This window comes from Anoxybacteroides voinovskiense, assembly GCF_014196205.1.
Lineage (GTDB): Bacteria > Bacillota > Bacilli > Bacillales > Anoxybacillaceae > Anoxybacteroides > Anoxybacteroides voinovskiense.
Map to the genome: position 1 here is coordinate 24,145 of NZ_JACIDE010000009.1, position 19,232 is coordinate 43,376.

Annotated in this window: 22 protein-coding genes; 4 read left to right on the forward strand and 18 right to left on the reverse strand. The window is 44.4% G+C overall.

The window, feature by feature from the left end; all coding sequences use genetic code 11:
• Positions 1–14: 14 nt before the first annotated feature.
• On the reverse strand, positions 15–578 hold the full coding sequence (locus GGR02_RS07860) for a Uma2 family endonuclease (RefSeq protein ID WP_183184187.1): 564 nt from the start codon (positions 576–578) through the stop codon (positions 15–17).
• A gap of 29 nt (positions 579–607) precedes the next feature.
• The gene (locus tag GGR02_RS07865) at positions 608–865 is read right to left on the reverse strand and encodes an adhesin (protein ID WP_183184188.1); all 258 of its coding nucleotides are present in this window, start codon (positions 863–865) and stop codon (positions 608–610) included.
• A gap of 129 nt (positions 866–994) precedes the next feature.
• Between GGR02_RS07865 and GGR02_RS17485 the strand changes: the two genes are divergently transcribed.
• Positions 995–1,129 carry a hypothetical protein gene (locus GGR02_RS17485; protein ID WP_260175013.1) on the forward strand — a complete coding sequence of 45 codons (135 nt, stop codon included), beginning with the start codon at positions 995–997 and terminating at the stop codon, positions 1,127–1,129.
• Here GGR02_RS17485 and GGR02_RS07870 read toward each other — a convergent pair.
• From GGR02_RS07870 to GGR02_RS07880, 3 genes are all read right to left on the reverse strand, one after another.
• Complete coding sequence (locus tag GGR02_RS07870) at positions 1,126–1,461, reverse strand: ArsR/SmtB family transcription factor (protein WP_183184189.1); 336 nt, start codon at positions 1,459–1,461, stop codon at positions 1,126–1,128. The two genes, GGR02_RS17485 and GGR02_RS07870, sit on opposite strands and share 4 nt — an antisense overlap.
• Positions 1,462–1,467: 6 nt before the next feature.
• Positions 1,468–1,875 (reverse strand): SRPBCC family protein, encoded by a 408-nt coding sequence (locus GGR02_RS07875; protein WP_183184190.1) that lies wholly within the window; start codon positions 1,873–1,875, stop codon positions 1,468–1,470.
• 61 nt (positions 1,876–1,936) lie between these two features.
• Positions 1,937–2,851 (reverse strand): LysR family transcriptional regulator, encoded by a 915-nt coding sequence (locus GGR02_RS07880; protein WP_183184191.1) that lies wholly within the window; start codon positions 2,849–2,851, stop codon positions 1,937–1,939.
• Positions 2,852–2,971: 120 nt separating this feature from the next.
• Here GGR02_RS07880 and GGR02_RS07885 point away from each other — a divergent pair, with 120 nt between their 5' ends.
• On the forward strand, positions 2,972–3,877 hold the full coding sequence (locus GGR02_RS07885; protein WP_183184192.1) for a DMT family transporter: 906 nt from the start codon (positions 2,972–2,974) through the stop codon (positions 3,875–3,877).
• Here GGR02_RS07885 and GGR02_RS07890 read toward each other — a convergent pair.
• The 8 genes from GGR02_RS07890 to GGR02_RS07925 form a co-directional block, all read right to left on the reverse strand.
• Complete coding sequence (locus tag GGR02_RS07890; RefSeq protein WP_183184193.1) at positions 3,844–4,461, reverse strand: NUDIX hydrolase; 618 nt, start codon at positions 4,459–4,461, stop codon at positions 3,844–3,846. The two genes, GGR02_RS07885 and GGR02_RS07890, sit on opposite strands and share 34 nt — an antisense overlap.
• A gap of 13 nt (positions 4,462–4,474) precedes the next feature.
• Positions 4,475–5,455, reverse strand: coding sequence for an ABC transporter permease (locus GGR02_RS07895; protein WP_183184194.1), 981 nt, complete (start codon positions 5,453–5,455; stop codon positions 4,475–4,477).
• Complete coding sequence (locus tag GGR02_RS07900) at positions 5,448–6,353, reverse strand: ABC transporter ATP-binding protein (RefSeq protein ID WP_183184195.1); 906 nt, start codon at positions 6,351–6,353, stop codon at positions 5,448–5,450. Before GGR02_RS07900 ends, GGR02_RS07895 begins: the two co-directional genes overlap by 8 nt.
• Positions 6,350–7,138 carry an SGNH/GDSL hydrolase family protein gene (locus GGR02_RS07905; RefSeq protein WP_183184196.1) on the reverse strand — a complete coding sequence of 263 codons (789 nt, stop codon included), beginning with the start codon at positions 7,136–7,138 and terminating at the stop codon, positions 6,350–6,352. Before GGR02_RS07905 ends, GGR02_RS07900 begins: the two co-directional genes overlap by 4 nt.
• 86 nt (positions 7,139–7,224) lie before the next feature.
• Positions 7,225–8,187, reverse strand: coding sequence for an MBL fold metallo-hydrolase (locus tag GGR02_RS07910; RefSeq protein ID WP_183184197.1), 963 nt, complete (start codon positions 8,185–8,187; stop codon positions 7,225–7,227).
• Between the two features lie 87 nt (positions 8,188–8,274).
• Positions 8,275–9,627: a type I glutamate--ammonia ligase gene (gene glnA / locus GGR02_RS07915; RefSeq protein ID WP_183184198.1), complete on the reverse strand. Its 1,353-nt coding sequence runs from the start codon at positions 9,625–9,627 to the stop codon at positions 8,275–8,277.
• Between the two features lie 257 nt (positions 9,628–9,884).
• Positions 9,885–10,268, reverse strand: coding sequence for a gamma-glutamylcyclotransferase family protein (locus GGR02_RS07920; protein ID WP_183184199.1), 384 nt, complete (start codon positions 10,266–10,268; stop codon positions 9,885–9,887).
• Between the two features lie 218 nt (positions 10,269–10,486).
• A complete protein-coding gene (locus GGR02_RS07925) occupies positions 10,487–10,687 on the reverse strand; it encodes a cold-shock protein (protein WP_066324730.1) in 201 nt (66 codons plus the stop codon).
• 323 nt (positions 10,688–11,010) lie between these two features.
• Between GGR02_RS07925 and GGR02_RS07930 the strand changes: the two genes are divergently transcribed.
• Positions 11,011–12,348 (forward strand): arsenic transporter, encoded by a 1,338-nt coding sequence (locus GGR02_RS07930; RefSeq protein WP_183184283.1) that lies wholly within the window; start codon positions 11,011–11,013, stop codon positions 12,346–12,348.
• A gap of 42 nt (positions 12,349–12,390) precedes the next feature.
• On the opposite strand, the gene GGR02_RS07935 is transcribed toward GGR02_RS07930, so the two are convergent.
• The 3 genes from GGR02_RS07935 to GGR02_RS07945 form a co-directional block, all read right to left on the reverse strand.
• Positions 12,391–13,056 (reverse strand): DUF2642 domain-containing protein, encoded by a 666-nt coding sequence (locus GGR02_RS07935; protein ID WP_183184200.1) that lies wholly within the window; start codon positions 13,054–13,056, stop codon positions 12,391–12,393.
• Positions 13,057–13,095: 39 nt separating this feature from the next.
• Positions 13,096–14,184, reverse strand: coding sequence for a spore coat protein CotH (locus GGR02_RS07940; protein ID WP_183184201.1), 1,089 nt, complete (start codon positions 14,182–14,184; stop codon positions 13,096–13,098).
• 120 nt (positions 14,185–14,304) lie between these two features.
• Positions 14,305–14,862 (reverse strand): thioredoxin family protein, encoded by a 558-nt coding sequence (locus tag GGR02_RS07945; protein ID WP_183184202.1) that lies wholly within the window; start codon positions 14,860–14,862, stop codon positions 14,305–14,307.
• A 170-nt stretch (positions 14,863–15,032) separates the two neighbouring features.
• Between GGR02_RS07945 and GGR02_RS07950 the strand changes: the two genes are divergently transcribed.
• Positions 15,033–15,626, forward strand: coding sequence for an MOSC domain-containing protein (locus GGR02_RS07950; RefSeq protein ID WP_183184284.1), 594 nt, complete (start codon positions 15,033–15,035; stop codon positions 15,624–15,626).
• A gap of 28 nt (positions 15,627–15,654) precedes the next feature.
• Here the strand turns inward: GGR02_RS07950 and GGR02_RS07955 are convergent, their stop codons facing one another.
• Both GGR02_RS07955 and GGR02_RS07960 read right to left on the reverse strand, forming a co-directional pair.
• A complete protein-coding gene (locus tag GGR02_RS07955) occupies positions 15,655–17,430 on the reverse strand; it encodes an ABC transporter ATP-binding protein (protein WP_183184203.1) in 1,776 nt (591 codons plus the stop codon).
• Positions 17,411–19,138 carry an ABC transporter ATP-binding protein gene (locus GGR02_RS07960; RefSeq protein ID WP_183184204.1) on the reverse strand — a complete coding sequence of 576 codons (1,728 nt, stop codon included), beginning with the start codon at positions 19,136–19,138 and terminating at the stop codon, positions 17,411–17,413. Before GGR02_RS07960 ends, GGR02_RS07955 begins: the two co-directional genes overlap by 20 nt.
• Positions 19,139–19,232 lie beyond the last annotated feature (94 nt).

A 19,232-nucleotide genomic window follows, 5' to 3' on the forward strand; every position in this document is an offset into this window, starting at 1 on the left:
TTCTTCCTTTCTACTCACAAAAAAAGTGTTTCGATGTCGACAGAAAACGACGGAAAAACCGCCGAGTCGATCGTTCCTTTTTCTTTCGCAATCGCTATTTGTTCATATTGCCCTTGTCCGTTTAATGCATATACTTGTACACTGTCTAACATTGGATTGACAATCCAGTATTCTTGTACGCCATAGCGCATATACAAATTCAGTTTAACCACTAAATCGTGCGCTTGGTTAGAAGGACTTAAAATCTCCACAATCAATGGCGGGACTCCAATATATTTTTGTTCTGTTAGTCCGCTTTTGTCGCAAATGACCGATAAATCAGGAATGACAATGTTTGTTTCCTCGATCCCTTCTTTTTTCAATTCGATATCAAACGGTGCATGGAATACTTCACAATTTGTTTTTTCAAAAAAATGAAAAAGCGACACATACATTCGTCCGGATATTCGTTGATGCTTCGTCGAAGGGGAAGGAGACATCAAGACAACCCCGTTCATATATTCTAGCCGTTGTTCAGTCGATTCGCGTAGCTGATAAAATTCTTCCAATGACATTACACGTTGATTAGGAATCGCCATCACAACACCTTCCTGCTAAAAGTAGTGGATTATAGCCCAACTAAAACAAGCTGCAAGCCTTCTTCTGTTTCTTCGACATCAAGCGTCACCTGTTCTAACAAAGCAAGCGCCTGTTCATCCATCGCGACTTGAATGCCATTAATGATTTCTACTCGATCCGTTGCTTCTGGTGCGTCAAGCGACAGCGCAACCGGAGTGTCGTCCGCTGCCGAAAACCGAATCCCTGCTTTCCCATATTCCTTTAATATTTCCTCTAGTGCCTCTTTCGCTTCGTTTGTAATAATCATTATAATTCTCCTTTATTTTTTTCGCTTCACGAGTGTTGATTATCCATTATTTTACTAAAAAACACAGAATCATATGACTGAACACAAGCTTTTCTGCCTCTTCCCTCGAACAAGAACGCCGGCGGGCAAATGTCATTTGCCGGCAAAGCGTTCGTTGTTCGAGGAGGGCATGCGTACAGCATGCCCAGTCGGCAAGCGAACCGCTTGCCGACTACGGCAGAAAAGCTAGGAATAGAGCGATGTCAACTGGTTTTTAATGGTTAATCAACACGCCTGTTTTCGCTTATGTCTGCTTCTACATAATGCTGAAGCATCGTGAGCTTATTTTCCCAAAACCGTTCGTAAAAGGCGAGCCATTGCTTTAGTTCGCGCAGTGGATTTGGGTCAAGGCGATACCGCGTTTCGCGGCCGACTTTTTGTTCTTGGACAAGCCCTGCTTCCGCTAAAATGCGCAAATGTTTCGAAACCGCTGTCCGGCTAATCGGGAATTGGTTGCTGATGGCTGTTACGGACCATTCTTTCTCCGCTAACAGCTGCAACATTTTCCTGCGGGTCGGATCAGCGATAGCATGAAATACGTCATGCTTTGCGAGCATAGCCTCTTATCCCTCGACGTAAGCGCCTAACGAATGGACAAGTTTTTTCCAACCTTGATCCATCCGGTCGCGCACTACCGTATGGGCTTCGCCAAATTCCGTGACTTGTTCGCTATCCCATCCGGAATGAATGAGCGTAAATTCGGTTTGTTCTCCTTTTTCTTTCAGCTCAAACGTAATCGTCCAATCTTTTCCCCACCGAAACGACAACCGGTGCGGTGGGTCGACTTCCGTCACTTGGCAAGGCGACATGCCAAATGGACCAGCGTTCAAATGAAATGAATGCCCTACAACCGGTTGAAAATCGTTCGGCATAAACCATGCAGCTAACCCTTCGGACGTCGCGACTGCTTCCCATACTTTTTGAATCGGTGCTTGAAATAGAGCGGTTTGGCAAATATTTGGTAACATCATGTGCTGTCTCTCCTTTCGCAACCAAAAGGTTTCCTTTTTTATTATACGAAACCTTTTGGTTTCATGTCAACATAAAGCGGCGTTCGATTGGAAAATCAAGCATTCCTCGCTCGTTCAGCCATTCTAAAAGACGATGAATAAACGTTTTCGCCGCTGGAGAAAGATGCGAAAACGACGTTGCCGCAATGCCAATCGTTCGGTAATGCTCCCCTGCTACCTCAATCAAGCGAATCTGTTCCGGCGGACGATACAACGCCATTTTCGGCAAGATGCTAATGCCAAGTCCGCACTCAACCATTGCCATAATCGCTTGCTCTTCGACCACTTCGTATTGAATGTTCGGCGTGATACGGTTTTCTTTTAAGATGCGTCGTACGTCGTGGTCGCTCCCCCATTTCGGCATAATAAACGCTTCTTGTTCAATTTGCGAAAGAGTGACCGTTTGCTGATGGGAAAACGGATGATTCATTGGTACGACGCAAACGAACGGGTCTTTTTTGAGCGGAATTGTGTCAAGCGCTTTCGAAGCGGATAATGATAAAAAACCGAAATCAACGATGCCATTTACAATCCAATGATGAATCTCATCGTAGTCTCCTTCGAACCATTTCATACGGATGGAAGGATGGGCCGCACGAAACGTTTGAATGATTGGCGGCAGCCACTGGGACGATACGCTCGTAAACGTCCCGATGCGAACCGTTCCGAGTTCTAATCCGTTAATCGCAGCGATTTGTTGCTTTAATTGTTCGTACGAATGCAACACTTCTCGAACATGCGCTAGCACATGCTCGCCATTGCTTGTTAATCGTACGCCGGAACGGTCTCGTTGCAATAACGCAAACCCCCATTCTGCTTCTAAACTCGCTAGCGCATGGCTAACGGCCGATTGTGTCAATCCGAGCGCTTCTGCAGCTTTCGATACACTCCCTACTTCGACTACCGTCTGGAACACTTCCAGTTTAGTTAGCGACATCTTTCCCTCTCCTTTAATATGAATTTTTTTCATATAACAGATGATAAACATTCATTTTTCTTATTTTAATCATCCATGTATACTATTTTACAACGAACCGAATGAAAGGACGATTGAGCCATGAGTCAAACAAAAGCGAACGGAATGCTCGCCATCGTGACGGTTTTTTGGGGGGCGTCGTATTTATTTATGAAAATGGGGCTTTCTTCCCTTCCGCCGTTTTATTTTATCGCCTTGCGATTTTTGCTTGCGTTTTTATTAGCAGGGGCGATTTTTCATCAGCGGTTATGGCGCGTAGATCGACGAACAATTCAACATGCGTTTCTATTAGGTACGCTTTTATTTCTCGTTTTTGCGTTCGTCATGATTGGCGTCCAATCGACGACAACTTCCCACGCCGGTTTTTTAGTTAGTTTAACCGTGATTTTCGTCCCGCTCTTTTCTGCGTTGTTTTTCAAACAAAAACTTTCCCGCCAAGTCGTTATCGGAGTGGTTTTGACAACGGTCGGGATTGCCCTTTTAACGTTAAAAGGCGGGGGGACGATAAGACAAGGCGATCTACTCTGCATACTCGCCGCTGTTTGCTATGCAATGCATATTGTTGTCACCGGTCAATTAACTCAGCGTTCCGATTCCGTTGCACTCGGTATTTTACAGCTCGGTGCTTGCGGAATCATTAGCTTGGTCATTTCGCTTTGGCTAGAGTCACCAACACTTCCGACACCAAGCGCGTGGGTAGCTATTTTCGCTTTAGGGATTTTGTGCAGCGCCATCGGGTTTGTTGTGCAAACCGTCGCGCAAAAGTATACGACCGCTGCCCACGCCGGCCTTATTTTTTCCCTTGAGCCTGTATTCGCGGCGCTATTTGGATACATGTTTTTAGGAGAAGTGTTGCCGTTAAAAGGATATATCGGCGCTGCGCTCGTGCTTACGGGGATTTTATACGCAGAAATGCCGCGAAAAAAAATTCCCTCTTGGACAGAAGAGGGATTTCAATCGACAGAGCGGACAATCTCCACAAAATGATGCACAATTTTTGCGGTTAAGCCCCAAATGACGTTGTTTTCATACTCATAAAAATATTCGTCGATTTGCCGCGGACGCCAGCGATAGTTTTTTCCACTAGGAATTTTCGCAAACGGAAAATCCGGTTCCGGCTGCGCTTGAAAATGAACACGATACACATCCGGTTCTGTTTCGAGGAAAAACGTAAGCGGGACGGTAAACGTCGCGGCTACTTCTTCCTCGTTTGGCTGAATTTGCTCCGGATGAGATAAACGCGCCACAAACGGATAAACAATCATGCCAAACGGGGAAATAAGATAATCAAGCGGGAAGACGTCCAAAATAGTCGTTTCCTGTATGCCTAATTCTTCGCACGTTTCGCGAATCGCCGCTGCTTGCGCGTCTGCATCGTCTGCATCAATTTTCCCACCCGGAAAACAAATTTCTCCCGGCTGTCTTCTTAATTGTAGGGAACGAACCTCAAATAAAAGATGCATTTCCCCGTTTTTTTCTACCAAAGGCACAAGCACGGCATACTTCATAAATGTCGTCATCCCAATCGGGGAAGGGGTTCGATTCCGTAATTTTTCCCATAGTTGTTCCATACCATCTCCCTTTCTAGTACACATCGCGAGTGATAAAAACGAAAAATGAAACGATGAGCGCCACCAACCCCCAAACAGCCAATACACCTATCGAAAATCCAAGCGTCATCCCAGCGATTGGCGGTGCTGCTCCACTAATATAATCCGTCAAGCGAAGATTGACCATAAATAAATATTTCGCTGACTCCCAAGAAGACACCATATTCGATAAAATCGCTCCAGAAATAAGCGCAGCTAGCATAATTCCCATGACAGCCGCCGTGCTGCGCATGATGACTGACAACATAAACGTCAACGTTCCGACGACGATGGCAACAAACGAAGCAAGCCCTAATTCTATCAGTAAATACTTCCACTGTGGAATGAGATGAACATTTGCTGTATTTAATTCTTCTCCCTGTACCGTAAATCCTGTTAACAGCGGTAAATTCCAACCACCATACCCAAAAACAGCACCAGAAATAGCGTAGGAGAGCACCACAAGCGCCAGCATAATAAACGAAATCGATACCCCCATCGCAATATATTTACTAAGCAATATTTTCCATCGTTTTACTGGCCGCGTTAATAATAGCTTCATCGTCCCGCCACTCGCTTCTGACGACACTAAATCAGCAACGACGACCATGACCATTAACGGCAAAAACAATTCAATTGAATTTTCGACAAACATCCGCATAAACGTCGGAGCGCCTGGTGCGGATGGGTTAATGTTATGGTCTAAATAGTATTGTTGTTGCTGGAGGCGGATTTTTAAAAATTTCCGCCATTCTTCGGAAATGCCACTTGAGTTGAGTCGATTTTGTGTATCGATAATTTGTTGTTGCAACTGTGTGCGCCAATCGGTTGTTCCTAGCCGCTTTTGTACGTCTTGGACGTGTTTATATTGCGCATATGTAAACAGCCCGACCAGGACAGCAATAATGGCCGAAATGATGAACAGCCGCTTTTTGCGAACAATTTTCAGCATTTCGTTGTAGACGAGATTAATCAATCGTTTCCCCTCCTGTGAGTTCGATAAATAAATCTTCTAATGTCGGTAGTTTCGGCTGAATTTCACTCACACGAATGCCAGCTTGCACGAGTTTTTCGTTCCAAACAGCTAACTGACTCGCTTCGTAACCAGTAACGAGCATGCCGTCCGTTTCCAAAACGGTCGTTTCATTCGCTAAGATGTTTTTTGCCCGCTCTAACGAGTCTACTTTCCAGTAGACGCGCGCTTGTTCTTTCAATAGTGTTTCAACGTCATCAATCCGAATAATTTCCCCTTTCGCCATAATCGCCACTCGATCGCACATAAGCTGAATTTCGCTTAGTAAGTGGGAAGAAACGAGCACACTAAGCTTTTCTTTTTCCGCTAAAAGGCGAATAAACTCACGCATTTCGCGAATCCCGACCGGGTCTAGCCCGTTCGTCGGTTCGTCTAAAATCAATACTTTCGGTTGCCCTAATAACGCTTGGGCGATGCCAAGCCGCTGGCGCATGCCGAGCGAGTATGTACGGACACGGTCATGGATGCGGTGCTGCAGCCCGACTAAGTGAACCACTTCCTGAAGCCGTTCTTTTGAAAAAGATGGAAGCATGCGGGCAAAATGTTCAAGGTTTTCCCACCCACTTAAATACGGATACAACTCTGGATTTTCCACAATGCAGCCAACATGGCGAATCGCGTCAGCAAATTGGCGTTGAAGGTCGTACCCGCAAATGGAAACACGCCCGGAGGTTGGTTTAATTAAGCCAACAAGCATGCGGATGGTCGTCGTTTTCCCTGCACCGTTCGGACCTAAAAAACCGAACACTTCCCCTTCACGTAGCGAAAAAGACAACCCTTTAATAATCTCTTTTTTTCCAATTGTTTTTCGCAAATTTTGTACGACTAATGTGTCAGTCATTTTCCCTCCCCTTTCGCAAACGTAATAAGTGCGGATACCCGTTCGCCGATGAGCTTGTATCCTTCTTTGTTCGGATGGAATTGGTCGCTATATAAATACTCGTTTGTATGCAGTTCGAATAAATCGTACGTCGGCACCGCAATGATGTTCGGATAGCGTGCCGCTACTTCTGCCGAATCGTAGTTCCATTGCCGCACGATTTTCGATGTTATTTGCCCGTTGTTTAGCTGTTGAAACGGGTTATAAAGACTAATATAAAACACGATCGCTTGTGAATTGGCGGTTCGAATCGTCCGGAAAATCGTTTCTAAGTTCTGTAAATACGCATGCTCCGTTTGTTTTATACGCTGAGGCGAAAAGTTCCGCAACGATTCTCCCCCTTGAAATAAATCGTTGCCACCAATCGTTAAACATACAAGATCGGCTTGTTTTAGCTGCCGTTGGATTTCTGGCTGCTTCAGTTGTTCGACAAGCTCTTTAGACCGCAACCCTTTCACCGCTAAATTAGTGACTTGGAGCGGTTGTTTCGTTTTTGTCCGCAAGTCATCGACAAGGTAGCCGACGTAGCCTTTTCCCGTTTCGTCCCCTGTACCGCGCGTTAACGAATCGCCAAGCGCCACAAGGTGGAGCGCATGGTCGTTTTTCGTTTTCGCCACGTTTTTTAGTGGGGCAGATGCGGCCGGATGAAAAAACTGGTCTTGCACCATTGCCACAAGCCCATATCCCCATAAAATGCTTGCGAGGACAGAAAGAATCGCGATAATTTTCACGCTGTTGATCTTCACCGAATCACCCTTTCTTTGCTTCCATGGTACTATTATAAACCGAATCAGGCATGATAGAAAAAAGCGGCGCATCGAGGCGACCGCTTTCATTTTTCTTCTTGTTTTTGGAAATAATCAACCATCCCCATGGCACAAACACTTAAATCAAGCCGAAGGAGTTCGTAGACGCTTTCCTCCCGTGGGACACCACGTGCCTCTAAATACGGCTGCACTAATTTCATAAAGCCGTCGGCAACCGCTTTTGTTTTGTCTTCAAACGACAAAAACGGCTGTTCTTTCATGACGCGCTCGCCCACTTCTACCATTTTCGGCAGCCACTCGCGCAATTGCTGGAATACGGTCGCTGGATGCTCAGACATACCGAAATGACCGAAGTAAATACGCGATGGGTTCAACTCCTCGAGCCGCTTCGCTGAATGAAGCATCGCTTCTTGGTTAAATTGGCTTGGCGAAGTGGACGGGAGATATAATTCTACCCCATACGCGAGCAATTGCGGATAATAGACACCGATCGTATCGCCTGTAAATATGCCGTTGCTTTTTGAATCATAAATGGAGAAATGATGGTTTGCATGTCCTGGTGTATCGAAAAAGGTGAGCGTGCGCTCGTTGCTAAGCGCTAACGTATCCCCGTCTTCCATCGTAACGAGCCGGTCTTCTGGAATCGGAACAATTGGTTCAAACAGTTCCGCAAACTTCTCGCCATACACCGCTTTTGCCCCTTGAATGAGCTTGGAAGGGTCAGCCAAATGTCGCTTCCCTTTCGGATGAACGATGACGCGGGCGTTCGGGCATTTTTCAAGAAGTAACCCCGCACCGCCAGCATGGTCTAAGTGAATATGGGTAACAATCATGTATTGAATATCTGCTAGGGTTATTCCGAGTGATTCTAAGCCATTGAGTAAATATGGAATCGACGGACTCGCACTCGTTTCAATAATCGTTAATTCTTTTTCGTGAAGCACATATGTACCGGTGCGATTAGGTGTCTTTAAATCAAAGACGTCAATTAAAGAGATGTCATGCCCTAAATCGACTGGTTTTCTCATAGCCCTCTCCCCTATCCTATTGTTTTCTAGTATTTTACCAAATGTTAGCGAGAGAAGAAACAAAAAAACGGGCGTATCGCCCGTTTTTTAAAATTTTCCTTGGTATTGTTCAATTTCCCATGCATGTACAGCAGTACGATAGCTGTCCCACTCTGCTTTTTTCATTGCGACATATTCATTAAAGACATGTTCGCCTAACGTGTCGCGACCGATTGTCCCATTCTCTAATTCTTCGATAGCTTTTCCTAGGCTGCCTGGAAGGTTTTCAATGCCAAGCTCTGCCCGACGCTCTTCGGACATATGGAAAATGTCTTCATCAATTGGCGCTGGTGCTTGCAACCCGTTTTCGACTCCATCAAGCCCTGCCGCAGCGATAATTGCATATGCTAAATATGGGTTTGCAGATGGGTCTGGGCAACGAAGCTCGACGCGAGTAGCTACGCCGCGTTTTGCTGGGATACGAATCAACGCCGAACGGTTTGATGCCGACCAAGCGATATAGCATGGCGCTTCATATCCTGGCACAAGCCGTTTGTATGAGTTCACTAATGGGTTCGTTACCGCCGCAAAGCTTTTGACGTTTTTCAATAACCCTGCGATAAATTGGTAGGCTGTTTCTGAAAGTTGATTTTCATCACTTGGGTCAAAGAACGCATTTTCGCCATCTTTAAATAACGACATGTTCACGTGCATGCCAGAACCGTTAATGCCAAATACCGGTTTCGGCATAAACGTCGCATGAAGACCGTATTGGCTTGCAATTGTTTTTACGACCCATTTATAAGTAGTTGCGTTGTCTGCTGCTCCTAACGCATCGGCATATTTAAAGTTAATTTCGTGTTGGCCTTCCGCTACTTCATGGTGTGATGCTTCAATCGTAAAGCCCATCGCTTTTAACGCGCGATAAATTGCTAAGCGGACGCGCTCGCCAAGGTCTTTTGGTGATGGTTCGAAATAGCCACCGTTGTCTTGTGGTTCTGTTGTTGGATTTCCGTTCTCGTCTGTTTTAAATAAGAAGAACTCTAGCTCTGGACCGACTGAAATCGTATACCCTTTTTGCGCTGCACGCTCTACTGTTTTTTTCAAGACGTTGCGTGGATCCCCTTCAAATAACGTGCCGTCGGGATTAGTGACCGAGCAAAGGAAGCGCGCTTCTGCATATCCTTCTTCGACCGTCCAAGGAAGAACTGCAAACGTATTTAAGTCTGGAAGAAGGTAAAGGTCGGAACGGTTAATTGGTGAAAAGCCTTTGATAGAAGAACCGTCGAACATAATTTTTCCTTCGACGACATCGTCGAGCTGTTCTGCTGTGACTGTTACGTGCTTTAAAATACCTTCAATGTCGACAAATTGTAAATGCAACAACTCTACGTGTTTTTGTTTAATCGTTTCTTTAATTTGCGCCAATACATCCGTTTGCGAACCTAAAACTTTCGACATGTTACATAACCTCACATTCGTACGTTTGTTTTTCTAACATGATTTTATTATATGGAACCTTTTTCGTTTTGGCAATACTTTTTTTATCAATCTTTTTGTATTTTTATAATTTTTTGAGAAAACGCTTTCAATCGACAGATGTTATACGATTAGCAAGCGTAGAGGGAGAGAGAAATGACGGAGGAGCCGAAAAAATAATTTGTATACTTATGATTTTTGATGAATAAAAAAAAGTGTCTGGTATATCCCAAACACTTTTAGCGTGTCTTCGCTTGGCGGTATTCTCGCCACGAGCCAGATTGGATTCGCGGAAGAATCGCTACTTTTTCGGGTGTATAGATATATACATACCCTTCGATGTCTTGTTCACAGTCTTTCACCCATACTCGCTCATATTCATTGTTGGTTCGCCCTTCTTCGTAATCTTCCAAAAGATCCATTTGTTTGATTCCTTCTTCTGTCACGGTCAGCCATTCGCCAACAACTACTTCTTCTCCTCCGAGCACAAGCGCTGGGTACGAACCGACGTCATACAGCTGCCCTTTCACTTTTCCAGGCTGTATATGTTGCAAATGCGGCGCAGCAACATGATGGTTTGTTTCTCCAACAAGCAACGTTCCATAAACAAACACACGATACATTTTCCTTCCCCCCTCTCCTATACCATACCGAAAAACGTAAAACAATGGAAGCCCTACCTCTCGTCCATCCTTGCAGCTCCGAAGCTGCGCCAGTGTGAATCTCGTTTTTCTTGCGTAAAATGCCTGCTTATTGGCGAAGCATCCATTTTCCCTTTAGGAGTTTGGTATCATAAAAAAATGGTTCTGCCCGAAAGCAGAACCACTTTTCGTACTTACATTTATCCTTTTCGAACGTTTGCCGCTTGTGGACCACGGTTTCCGTTGATAATGTCAAATGTCACTTTTTGCCCTTCTTCAAGCGTTTTAAATCCGTCGCCTTGGATTGCAGTGAAGTGAACGAATACGTCGTTTCCACCTTCTGTCGCAATAAAGCCGAATCCTTTTTCTGCATTAAACCATTTTACTGTACCTGTGTTCATTTGAATTCCTCCAAAACAAATTGAAAATTGACCATCCTTCATTACTCACAAATAGAAAAGCCGCGCTACCATCGTAAGGAAGGCTTGCTAAGAGGGCCTTCTCTTCCGATGAGGCGCGACTTACAACGATCCTTGATATAACGAACTGAATGGTACTTACTACATATTACATGATAAATTCCCAGAAGTCAATAGCAAACAACAGCGGATTTTGGAAAAATTGAGTGAATCGCGTAGTACAAGTTCTTGGCGGGATTCGTATATATACAGTACGAATCAACCATACCGACAACCGCCAACGACTTCGCGAAAGAAAGGGGGATATGATGACAACAGGAATAACGATATTAGCATTTTTGATTACGATGATGCTCGTTTACTGGCGACCAAAAGGAATCAATGAAGCCATTCCAGCAATGATTGGCGCCGTACTAGTCATCCTTGGCGGAGCCGTGAACTCCTCTCATTTGCTCGACATTACGACAAAAGTAAGCGGAGCAGCGGTCACAATCATTTCGACGCTTGTTATGGCACTTGTGCTAGAAAGCATCGGCTTTTTTCATTGGATCGCAACGCTGCTTGCCAGACGAGCAAACGGTTCTGGTCTCCGGCTCTTTTGGTATACGAATGCACTTTGCTTTCTCATGACATTGTTTTTTAACAATGACGGAAGCATTATGATTACTACCCCGATTTTGTTGTTGCTTTTAAACAATTTTCAATTAAAAAAACATGAAAAACTTCCGTATTTATTAAGCGGGGCGTTGATTGCCACTGCCTCAAGTGCTCCAATCGGTGTCAGCAATATGGTAAATTTAATTTCGTTGAATATTATTCAGATGAATTTATATTTACAAACAGCAATGATGTTTATTCCTTCGATGCTCGGGCTTTTGTTTTTGCTTAGTATGCTGTTTTTCGTGTTTTCCGACGATATTCCTAGGACATTGCCTTCACTAATCGTTCCAATCACGCCTCGTTCGCTTTTTGACCATCCTCTCAAAGATCGCCCTAGCGGCATGAAAGTATCAGAAAAGCAGATGAAACGAATCCTTCTTTTTGTATTAGCGGTGCGAATAAGTTTATTTGTCGCCTCGTATTTCCATATTCCCGTTGAAATCGTAGCACTCACGGGATCTATTTTATTATTAAGCTGGCGCTCATACGCATTGAAAATCAAACCGTACGATGTATTATCCAAAGCACCGTGGCATATTCTCGTCTTTGCGTTCGGGATGTATGTCATTATTTATGGTTTAAATCATATTGGACTTAGTCATTTCCTTGTCCAATTATTGCAGCCGTATATTTCCGATACGTTTCACGCTGTTTTCATCATGGGTGGTGCATGGACGATACTGGCCAATATTTTTAATAATCATCCTGCATTAATGATTGGAACATTGGCGCTAACGGATATGAATATAGCTCCTCCGCTTGTAAAAGCCGCTTATTTATCGATGATTATCGGCAGTGATATCGGCTCGCTTCTATTGCCAACAGGAACGTTAGCAACGTTGCTTTGGTTGCATATTCTAAAAAAATATCGCTTTCCTGTACCTTGGGCGATGTATATAAAAACGACGATTCTTGTCATCCCGCTCACGGTGTTGTTTACGCTTATAATGTTGTATCTTTGGCTCGCGCTGTTTTTTCTATAAAAAATCCCTCCTTCGTTCGTTTTTAAGGAGGGATTGTTTTTGTTATGGGAAATGCACGATTTTTAAATGATGGATTTTCCAATATACCGATTCTCCGTTAGCTGTCACAAGTTCCACCATATTGTTTTGTACTTGTTTTAGCAACCCGATTTTCATTGGATGGTCGCCTATGTCAAAAATGACGAGTTGTCCTTCGGTTTTTTTGAGTTGCTCCTCTAATGAGCGTTGCAAAGCAAGCGTCGTCGGCTGTACAGGCAATAAATCATTTCCTAGTGTGTAAGGGGTAATGCTTTTTTGATATGGGATTAGCCATTTTAAATGTTGCAAAGAAATAAACATTGTTTTATAAACGGGGGAATAAAAGACAAAATAATCGTTTAGCACGCTTGTAATATAGCCGTGAATCGTTTTATTCCCGATGACGTAAATTTCCACAAATCGCCCCTTGGCGTTTACTAACGTTTTGCGATAAGAAATATTCGTTTCTTCCTGCAAAGGAATTTCTGGGAACGGGCTAGAAATTTGGTTCGCTGGATCTATATGAAGCTTTATATGATGAATGTGTAAATGAGGAATGTACAAATATTCCTTCCCAGTGTAAATGACAACGATATCGGGTCCAACATCCACAAGCACCCCTTGAACAATCGTTCCCCCCGACACTTCTACTCGTACTTGCTTTCCAAGTAATGTTTTTAATTGATCCATGTTTCTCATCCTTTTTTTCAGGCAAGTGGAGAACATTCATTACTCTCGTTTATCGTGTTTCTTCTCCCCTTTCTCTTCATCTTTTTTCGGTTTTTCTCCTTTTGCGTCCTCGCCTTTTTTCTTGCCTTCCCCCTCTTTCCCTTTCTTTTCCTGCGCTTTCGCTTCTTTTTCGCCTTTTCCTTCGTCTTTTTTCCTGTCGCCGTGCGCTTCTTGTTTTTTCGCTTCTTCTTTCCCGCCTTTTGCTTCTTGCGCTTTCCCTTCTTTTTCGCCTTTGTCTTTTCCTTCGTCTTTTTTCTTGTCGCCGTGCGCTTCTTGTTTTTTCTCCTCTTTGTCAGCCTTCTCTTCCGTTTTCTCGGTCGGTTGTTCGTTTTGTTGCTGGATCACGACTTGAAATGCTCCTTTTGGTCCACAGCTTATACTTTTAATATGGTTTGGATTCATTCGAATAATTTCATCCCGATTGACGACGGTGCAATAGCCGTTTCCTCCTGGGACGAGAATGCCCTCAATTGCCTCCGGTCCACCGCGATTAATCGAAACCCATGTATGCGTTAGTTCCATGAATAATGAGGAAAAATTAGGTGTTTTCACATATGGCGGAACAACCGGCTCGTAATCGTTCGTTGCGTTTTCCGGCTCCGTTGTTCCGTCGCTTTCCTCGGTTATATCCTCTTCTTTTTCCATTTGCACGTAAATGCTTTTTATGTGCTGAAGATGATAAAAGACAACGCCATCATCTTCTGTAAACAAGACGATATGATCGTCGTTGACTGCTAACAACGTTCCCTGTTTCGACTCTGGTCCACCTTGGTTGACTTTAATCGGATTGGAAACGAGGTTGTTTAACAATTCATAAAAGCTATTTGCTCGCACTGGCTCTATTGCTGCGAAGTTGGCAGAGAAGGACGGCAGCGAATTCGTCTTAGCGTTTTCGCTCATGCTTTGAACGTGGTGCAGCGCATAATATACGATTGAAGCGTCATTTTCGTTCACAAGCGCAAGGTAATCTGCTTGAACATCTACTAGTTTCCCCGTTTTTGACTCTGGTCCTCCACGATAAACGGTCACCGTTTTCCCAATTAACGCTTTCAATTCATCATTCGGTTGATTATAGTCGTATAACGACATCCCAACACTCCTCCTTGTATTTTTATCCATAAGGGGCATCCATATTGTATATATACGTATGGATGAAAAAGAATGTACCTGCTCAAAAAAATAAAAAGGAGCTGACAAATGCCAACTCCGTTACTCTTTCCATTTGATGCTGCAGCCGATGCTCGGTTTTTGCTGTTCTGGTACTGGATTGCCATTTAATAACGCATCCAACGCTGCACGAATGGAATCTCCTGTCACCGGGATATTGTTTCCAGGTCTTGAATCGTCCAATTGCCCACGGTATACGCATTTTAGTTCACGGTCAAAGACGTAAAAATCTGGCGTGCATGCCGCTTGATACGCCTTCGCAACTTCTTGCGTTTCGTCAAATAAATACGGGAACGGATACCCGAACTCTTCCGCTACTTTTTTCATATTTTCCGGAGAATCGTCTGGATATTTTTCGACATCATTGGAATTAATCGCCACAAACGTGACCCCTTTTGGCTGATAATCGTTCGCTAGACGAACGAGTTCGTGCTGCACGTGCTTCACAAACGGACAATGGTTGCAAATAAACATAATGACCGTCGCCACGTCCGATTTAATGTCTTCCAACCGTACGACATTGCCGTCTACTGTGTTGACTAATGCAAAAGACGGCGCTTGTTTTCCTAACGGAAACATCGTTGATTCCACTGCAGGCATTGTAAACACCCTTTCTTTCACAAATTTTTTCATTTTTATTATAGAAAACGTGGTAGATTTTTGCACGTTTTCCGACTACAATCGTGGTAAAGTAGCGTTTGAGGGGGCTGAAGGTGTTGAAAAAACCGTATATTGTTTCGCTGAACATTGGTCAACCGCAAACGGTCGCCATGGATGGAACAGAAATAACGACCGGCATTTACAAACAACCAGTGACTACGCCGCTTTGGCTGACAAAAACAAATTTTGTAGGCGATGGACAAGCTGATTTACTCCATCACGGCGGGCCAGATAAAGCGGTATGTGCATATCCGTCAGAACATTTTTCCGCGTGGGAACGGCTGTATGGTCGATCCTTTCCCGCCGGAGCGTTCGGAGAGAATATGACACTTTCCGGCTTAGTAGAAAAAGACGTCTGCATCGGCGATATATTTGAAGCCGGTACCGCTATTCTTCAAGTTTCCCAGCCGCGCCAGCCGTGTGTGAAATTAGCGAAACGGCACGGGCTTACCGACTTACCGCTTCATGTACAAACGACTGGCTACACTGGCTTTTATTTTCGCGTGTTACAAGAAGGGACGGTTCAAGCGGGACATCCGCTTCAATTAATGGAACGGAGCGCGCGCCCGCTCTCTATTGAATATGTCAACCACATTTATTATGTCGAGAAAAATAATAAAGAAGCGATGCACGCAATTGTGGCTGAGCCGGCGTTGTCAGAAGATTGGCGCCGCATATTTCTAAAGCGGCTGGAGCAATCATAAAGACTTGTACGATTGTTCGTACAAGTCTTTAAGATACTTCCTGAAACTGACGGTGGTACAATTCATAATAAAACCCTTTTGCTTGTAACAACGAATCGTGCGTCCCTTGTTCAACTACCGTTCCTTCCCGAAGCACGAGGATGCGGTCGGCATGTTGAATCGTGTTTAACCGATGGGCGATCACAAAACATGTCCGATTGTTCATCAATCGCGTTAATGCCTCTTGAATCGCCAATTCTGTTACGGTATCGACGTTGCTTGTTGCTTCGTCTAAAATTAAAATGGCTGGACGAGCAATCATCGCGCGGGCAATTGCAAGCAACTGTTTCTGTCCTTGACTAATGCCACCCCCGTCTTGCTGTAACATCGTATCATATCCATTTGGCAGTTTCATAATAAACGAATGTGCATTCGCCTGTTTCGCTGCCTCTACTACTTCTTCATCGGTCGCCTCTAACCGGCCGTACCGAATATTTTCACGAATCGTCCCTTGAAATAAAAAGACATCTTGTAACACAAAGGCCATCTGCCGGCGCAAACTCTCTCGTTTAATGTGGAGAATGTCATGGCCATCAATCAAAATTTTCCCTTTCGTAGGATCGTAAAATCGTGTCAATAGTTGAAGAATCGTCGTTTTTCCTGCCCCAGTCGGACCGACAAGCGCAACGGTTTCCCCTTGTTTCACAGAAAAATCGACGTTATGAAGCACCTCTTTCGCTTGGTCATAGGAAAACGACACGTGCTGAAATTCCACTTCTCCACGAATCACCGGCAAATCTAGCGCTTCTTCCTCTTCTTCTTTTTGTTCATCTAATATCGCAAATACTCGCTCTGCTCCGGCTAGGGCAGATAGGAGCGTATTCCATTGGTTTGCCAAGTCGTTTAACGGACGGATAAATTGCCGCGCGTATTCGGTAAAAATAACAATCGTTCCGACCGACACCATTCCTTCGTAAGCGAGTATTCCACCGATGCCGGCAAGAAGCGCAAAGCTTAAGTTGTTTAACACGTTCATTAGCTTTGGAATAAATCCAGAATACGCTTGCGCCCAAAAACCGGCATGTTTTAATTGCTCATTTTTTTGCAAAAATCGAGCAATCATTTCTTTTTCTTGTGCAAACAATTGGATTGCCTTTTGGCCAGAAATGACTTCTTCGATGAACCCGTTCAAGTCGCCTAGTTGTTGTTGTTGCTCGCGAAAGCGCGGTTGCGTTCGATTCGTAATCCATTTCATGCCACCAAACAACAGCGGGACAATTAGAAGGGTGACTGCCGTTAAAATGGGGCTTAACGAAAGCATTACAACAATTGCCCCCATCAACGTAAGCGTACTAGAAACGACTTGAATGGCTGTGCTATCGAACGTTTGGCTCATATTGTCAATGTCGTTTGTTACTCGGCTCATTAGCTCCCCTGATTGCCGGCGGGTAAAAAAAGCGAGCGGCAACTGATGGAACTGCTCAAATAGCCGCAGGCGAAGCGAAGATACTGTTCGTTGGGCAATGCCAATCATCCAGTAGTTTTGCCAAAAAAGAGAAAGAGAAAGTGCCAAATAAACGACTAGTAGCATACCAGCAATCATCATAAATCCGTTCGCCGTTTTCGCGATGATCGTGTCAATTGCTTTCCCGACAAGGTACGGACCGAGAAGGCTAAGCGCTGAGCTAACGATTACTAAGCCAATGACCAATAAAAACCGACGTTTCTCTTCAGCAAGAAATGCCCATATTCGCTTTAACGTTCGAATATTTTCTTTCGCTGGGCGCTTCTCTTTTATGACTTTCCTATGGTGTGCGTGGCGCATAGCTCATCCCCTTCTTTCCAAGCTGTGATTGGACGATTTGGCGATATAGTTCGTTATTGAGCAGCTGTTGATGCGTTCCTTTTGCGAGCAATTTTCCGTCTTTAAATAAAAGAATGGTGTCTGCTTCCATCGCTGTCGTTATTTTTTGTGTCACGATAAGCGTCGTGCAGTCGTATGCTTTTAATGCTCGCCAAACGTTCGCTTCCGTTTTGGCGTCTAGTGCGCTCATACAATCATCCAAGAGTAATAGTTTCGGCTTGCGAATAAGCGCGCGGGCGATGGCAATCCGTTGCTTTTGTCCACCTGATAGCGTCACCCCTTTTTGTCCGACTACTGTATCATATTGGTTGGGAAACGACATAATCGTATCGTGAATTTGCGCGGCTTTTGCCGCTTGAGTCATTTCTTCTTCTGACACGTTCCTTCCAAAACAAATATTTTCACGAATCGTTCCGGAAAACAACAACAACTCTTGTGGAACAAACCCGATCGATGCTCTCAGCGTCGCTTCGTCCCAATGACGAACGTCGATGCCATCAATAAAAATTGTCCCTTCCGTCACCTCATATAATCGCGGAATCAGCTGCAGTAGCGACGATTTTCCTGCACCCGTTTCTCCTAAAATAGCAACCGTTTCATTCTCCCGAACAGAAAAAGAAACATCACGCAGCACAAATGATTCGCTCGCAGGATATCGAAACGAGACGTGTACAAATTCGAGCTCTCCTCGCGTAATCATGGCGTGATGCGTTTTTTCTTTTGTATTCGTCGGCATTTTGAGTAGTTCGGCGATGCGCCGTCCGGATGCTCGCGCCCGTGAAAACACCATCGTTACGAAAGTAAAAATCGATAACGCTGCGGTCATTCGTGTCGTGTAGTTAATGACCGCGACTACTTCGCCTGCATTTACTCCTCCTGTCGGAATTTCTTTTCGCCCAATGAACAAGATGACGACAATTGCCACATTCATAAAAAAAAGCAAAGCGGGCGTAATCGCTTCGACAAACCGCGAAACAGTCATCGTTTGCGCCATTAATGTTTCGTTTTCATTTCGGAAGCGCTGTTGTTCATATGTACTGCGAACGAACGCTTTAATGAGCCGCATGTTCGCCATATTTTCCCGCATAATGCGATTGACTCGATCTAGCGCTTGTTGGACACGGGAAAATCGTTCGGCTGCTTTTTTCATCGCCCAAATTAAAAAAAGGAGCAAAAACGGGACAATCACTACGAGAATAAAAGCAAGCCTCGCTTGGACGATGAGCGCCATGACCATGCCAAAAATAATCAATAGCGGTGCTCGCAACATAATACGCAAACTCATAAACACCATGTTTTGCATTTGCGTCACATCGTTTGTCATTCTCGTAATGAGTGAAGCGGTGGAAAATTGTTCGACCTGCGGAAGCGAGCATGATTGGATTTTCATAAATAACCGCTTGCGTACATCAAAGCCAAATTGCTGTCCGACGTACGCTGCCGCAAATGAATTAGTAATTCCCGCGGCAAATGCTAGCAAGGATGCAATAATCATCACCGCTCCCCATTTCCAAATGACGGGAAAATGGTTTTTTATAATACCTTCGTTAATGATTTTTTCCATTAATAACGGCTGCCAAAGTTCAACGATAAGTTCAATGAGCATTAAAAACCAAGCGATTCCCATCCATTTTCGATAAGGTTTTAAGAGGGAAAGCACACGCCACATCTTTTTTCTCCCCTTCCTGATGTCTTTCATTTTACATCGGAAGAAGCGCCTTTTACAATTTTGGTGCTCAAACAGAAAAAGGATGCCTCGTTAT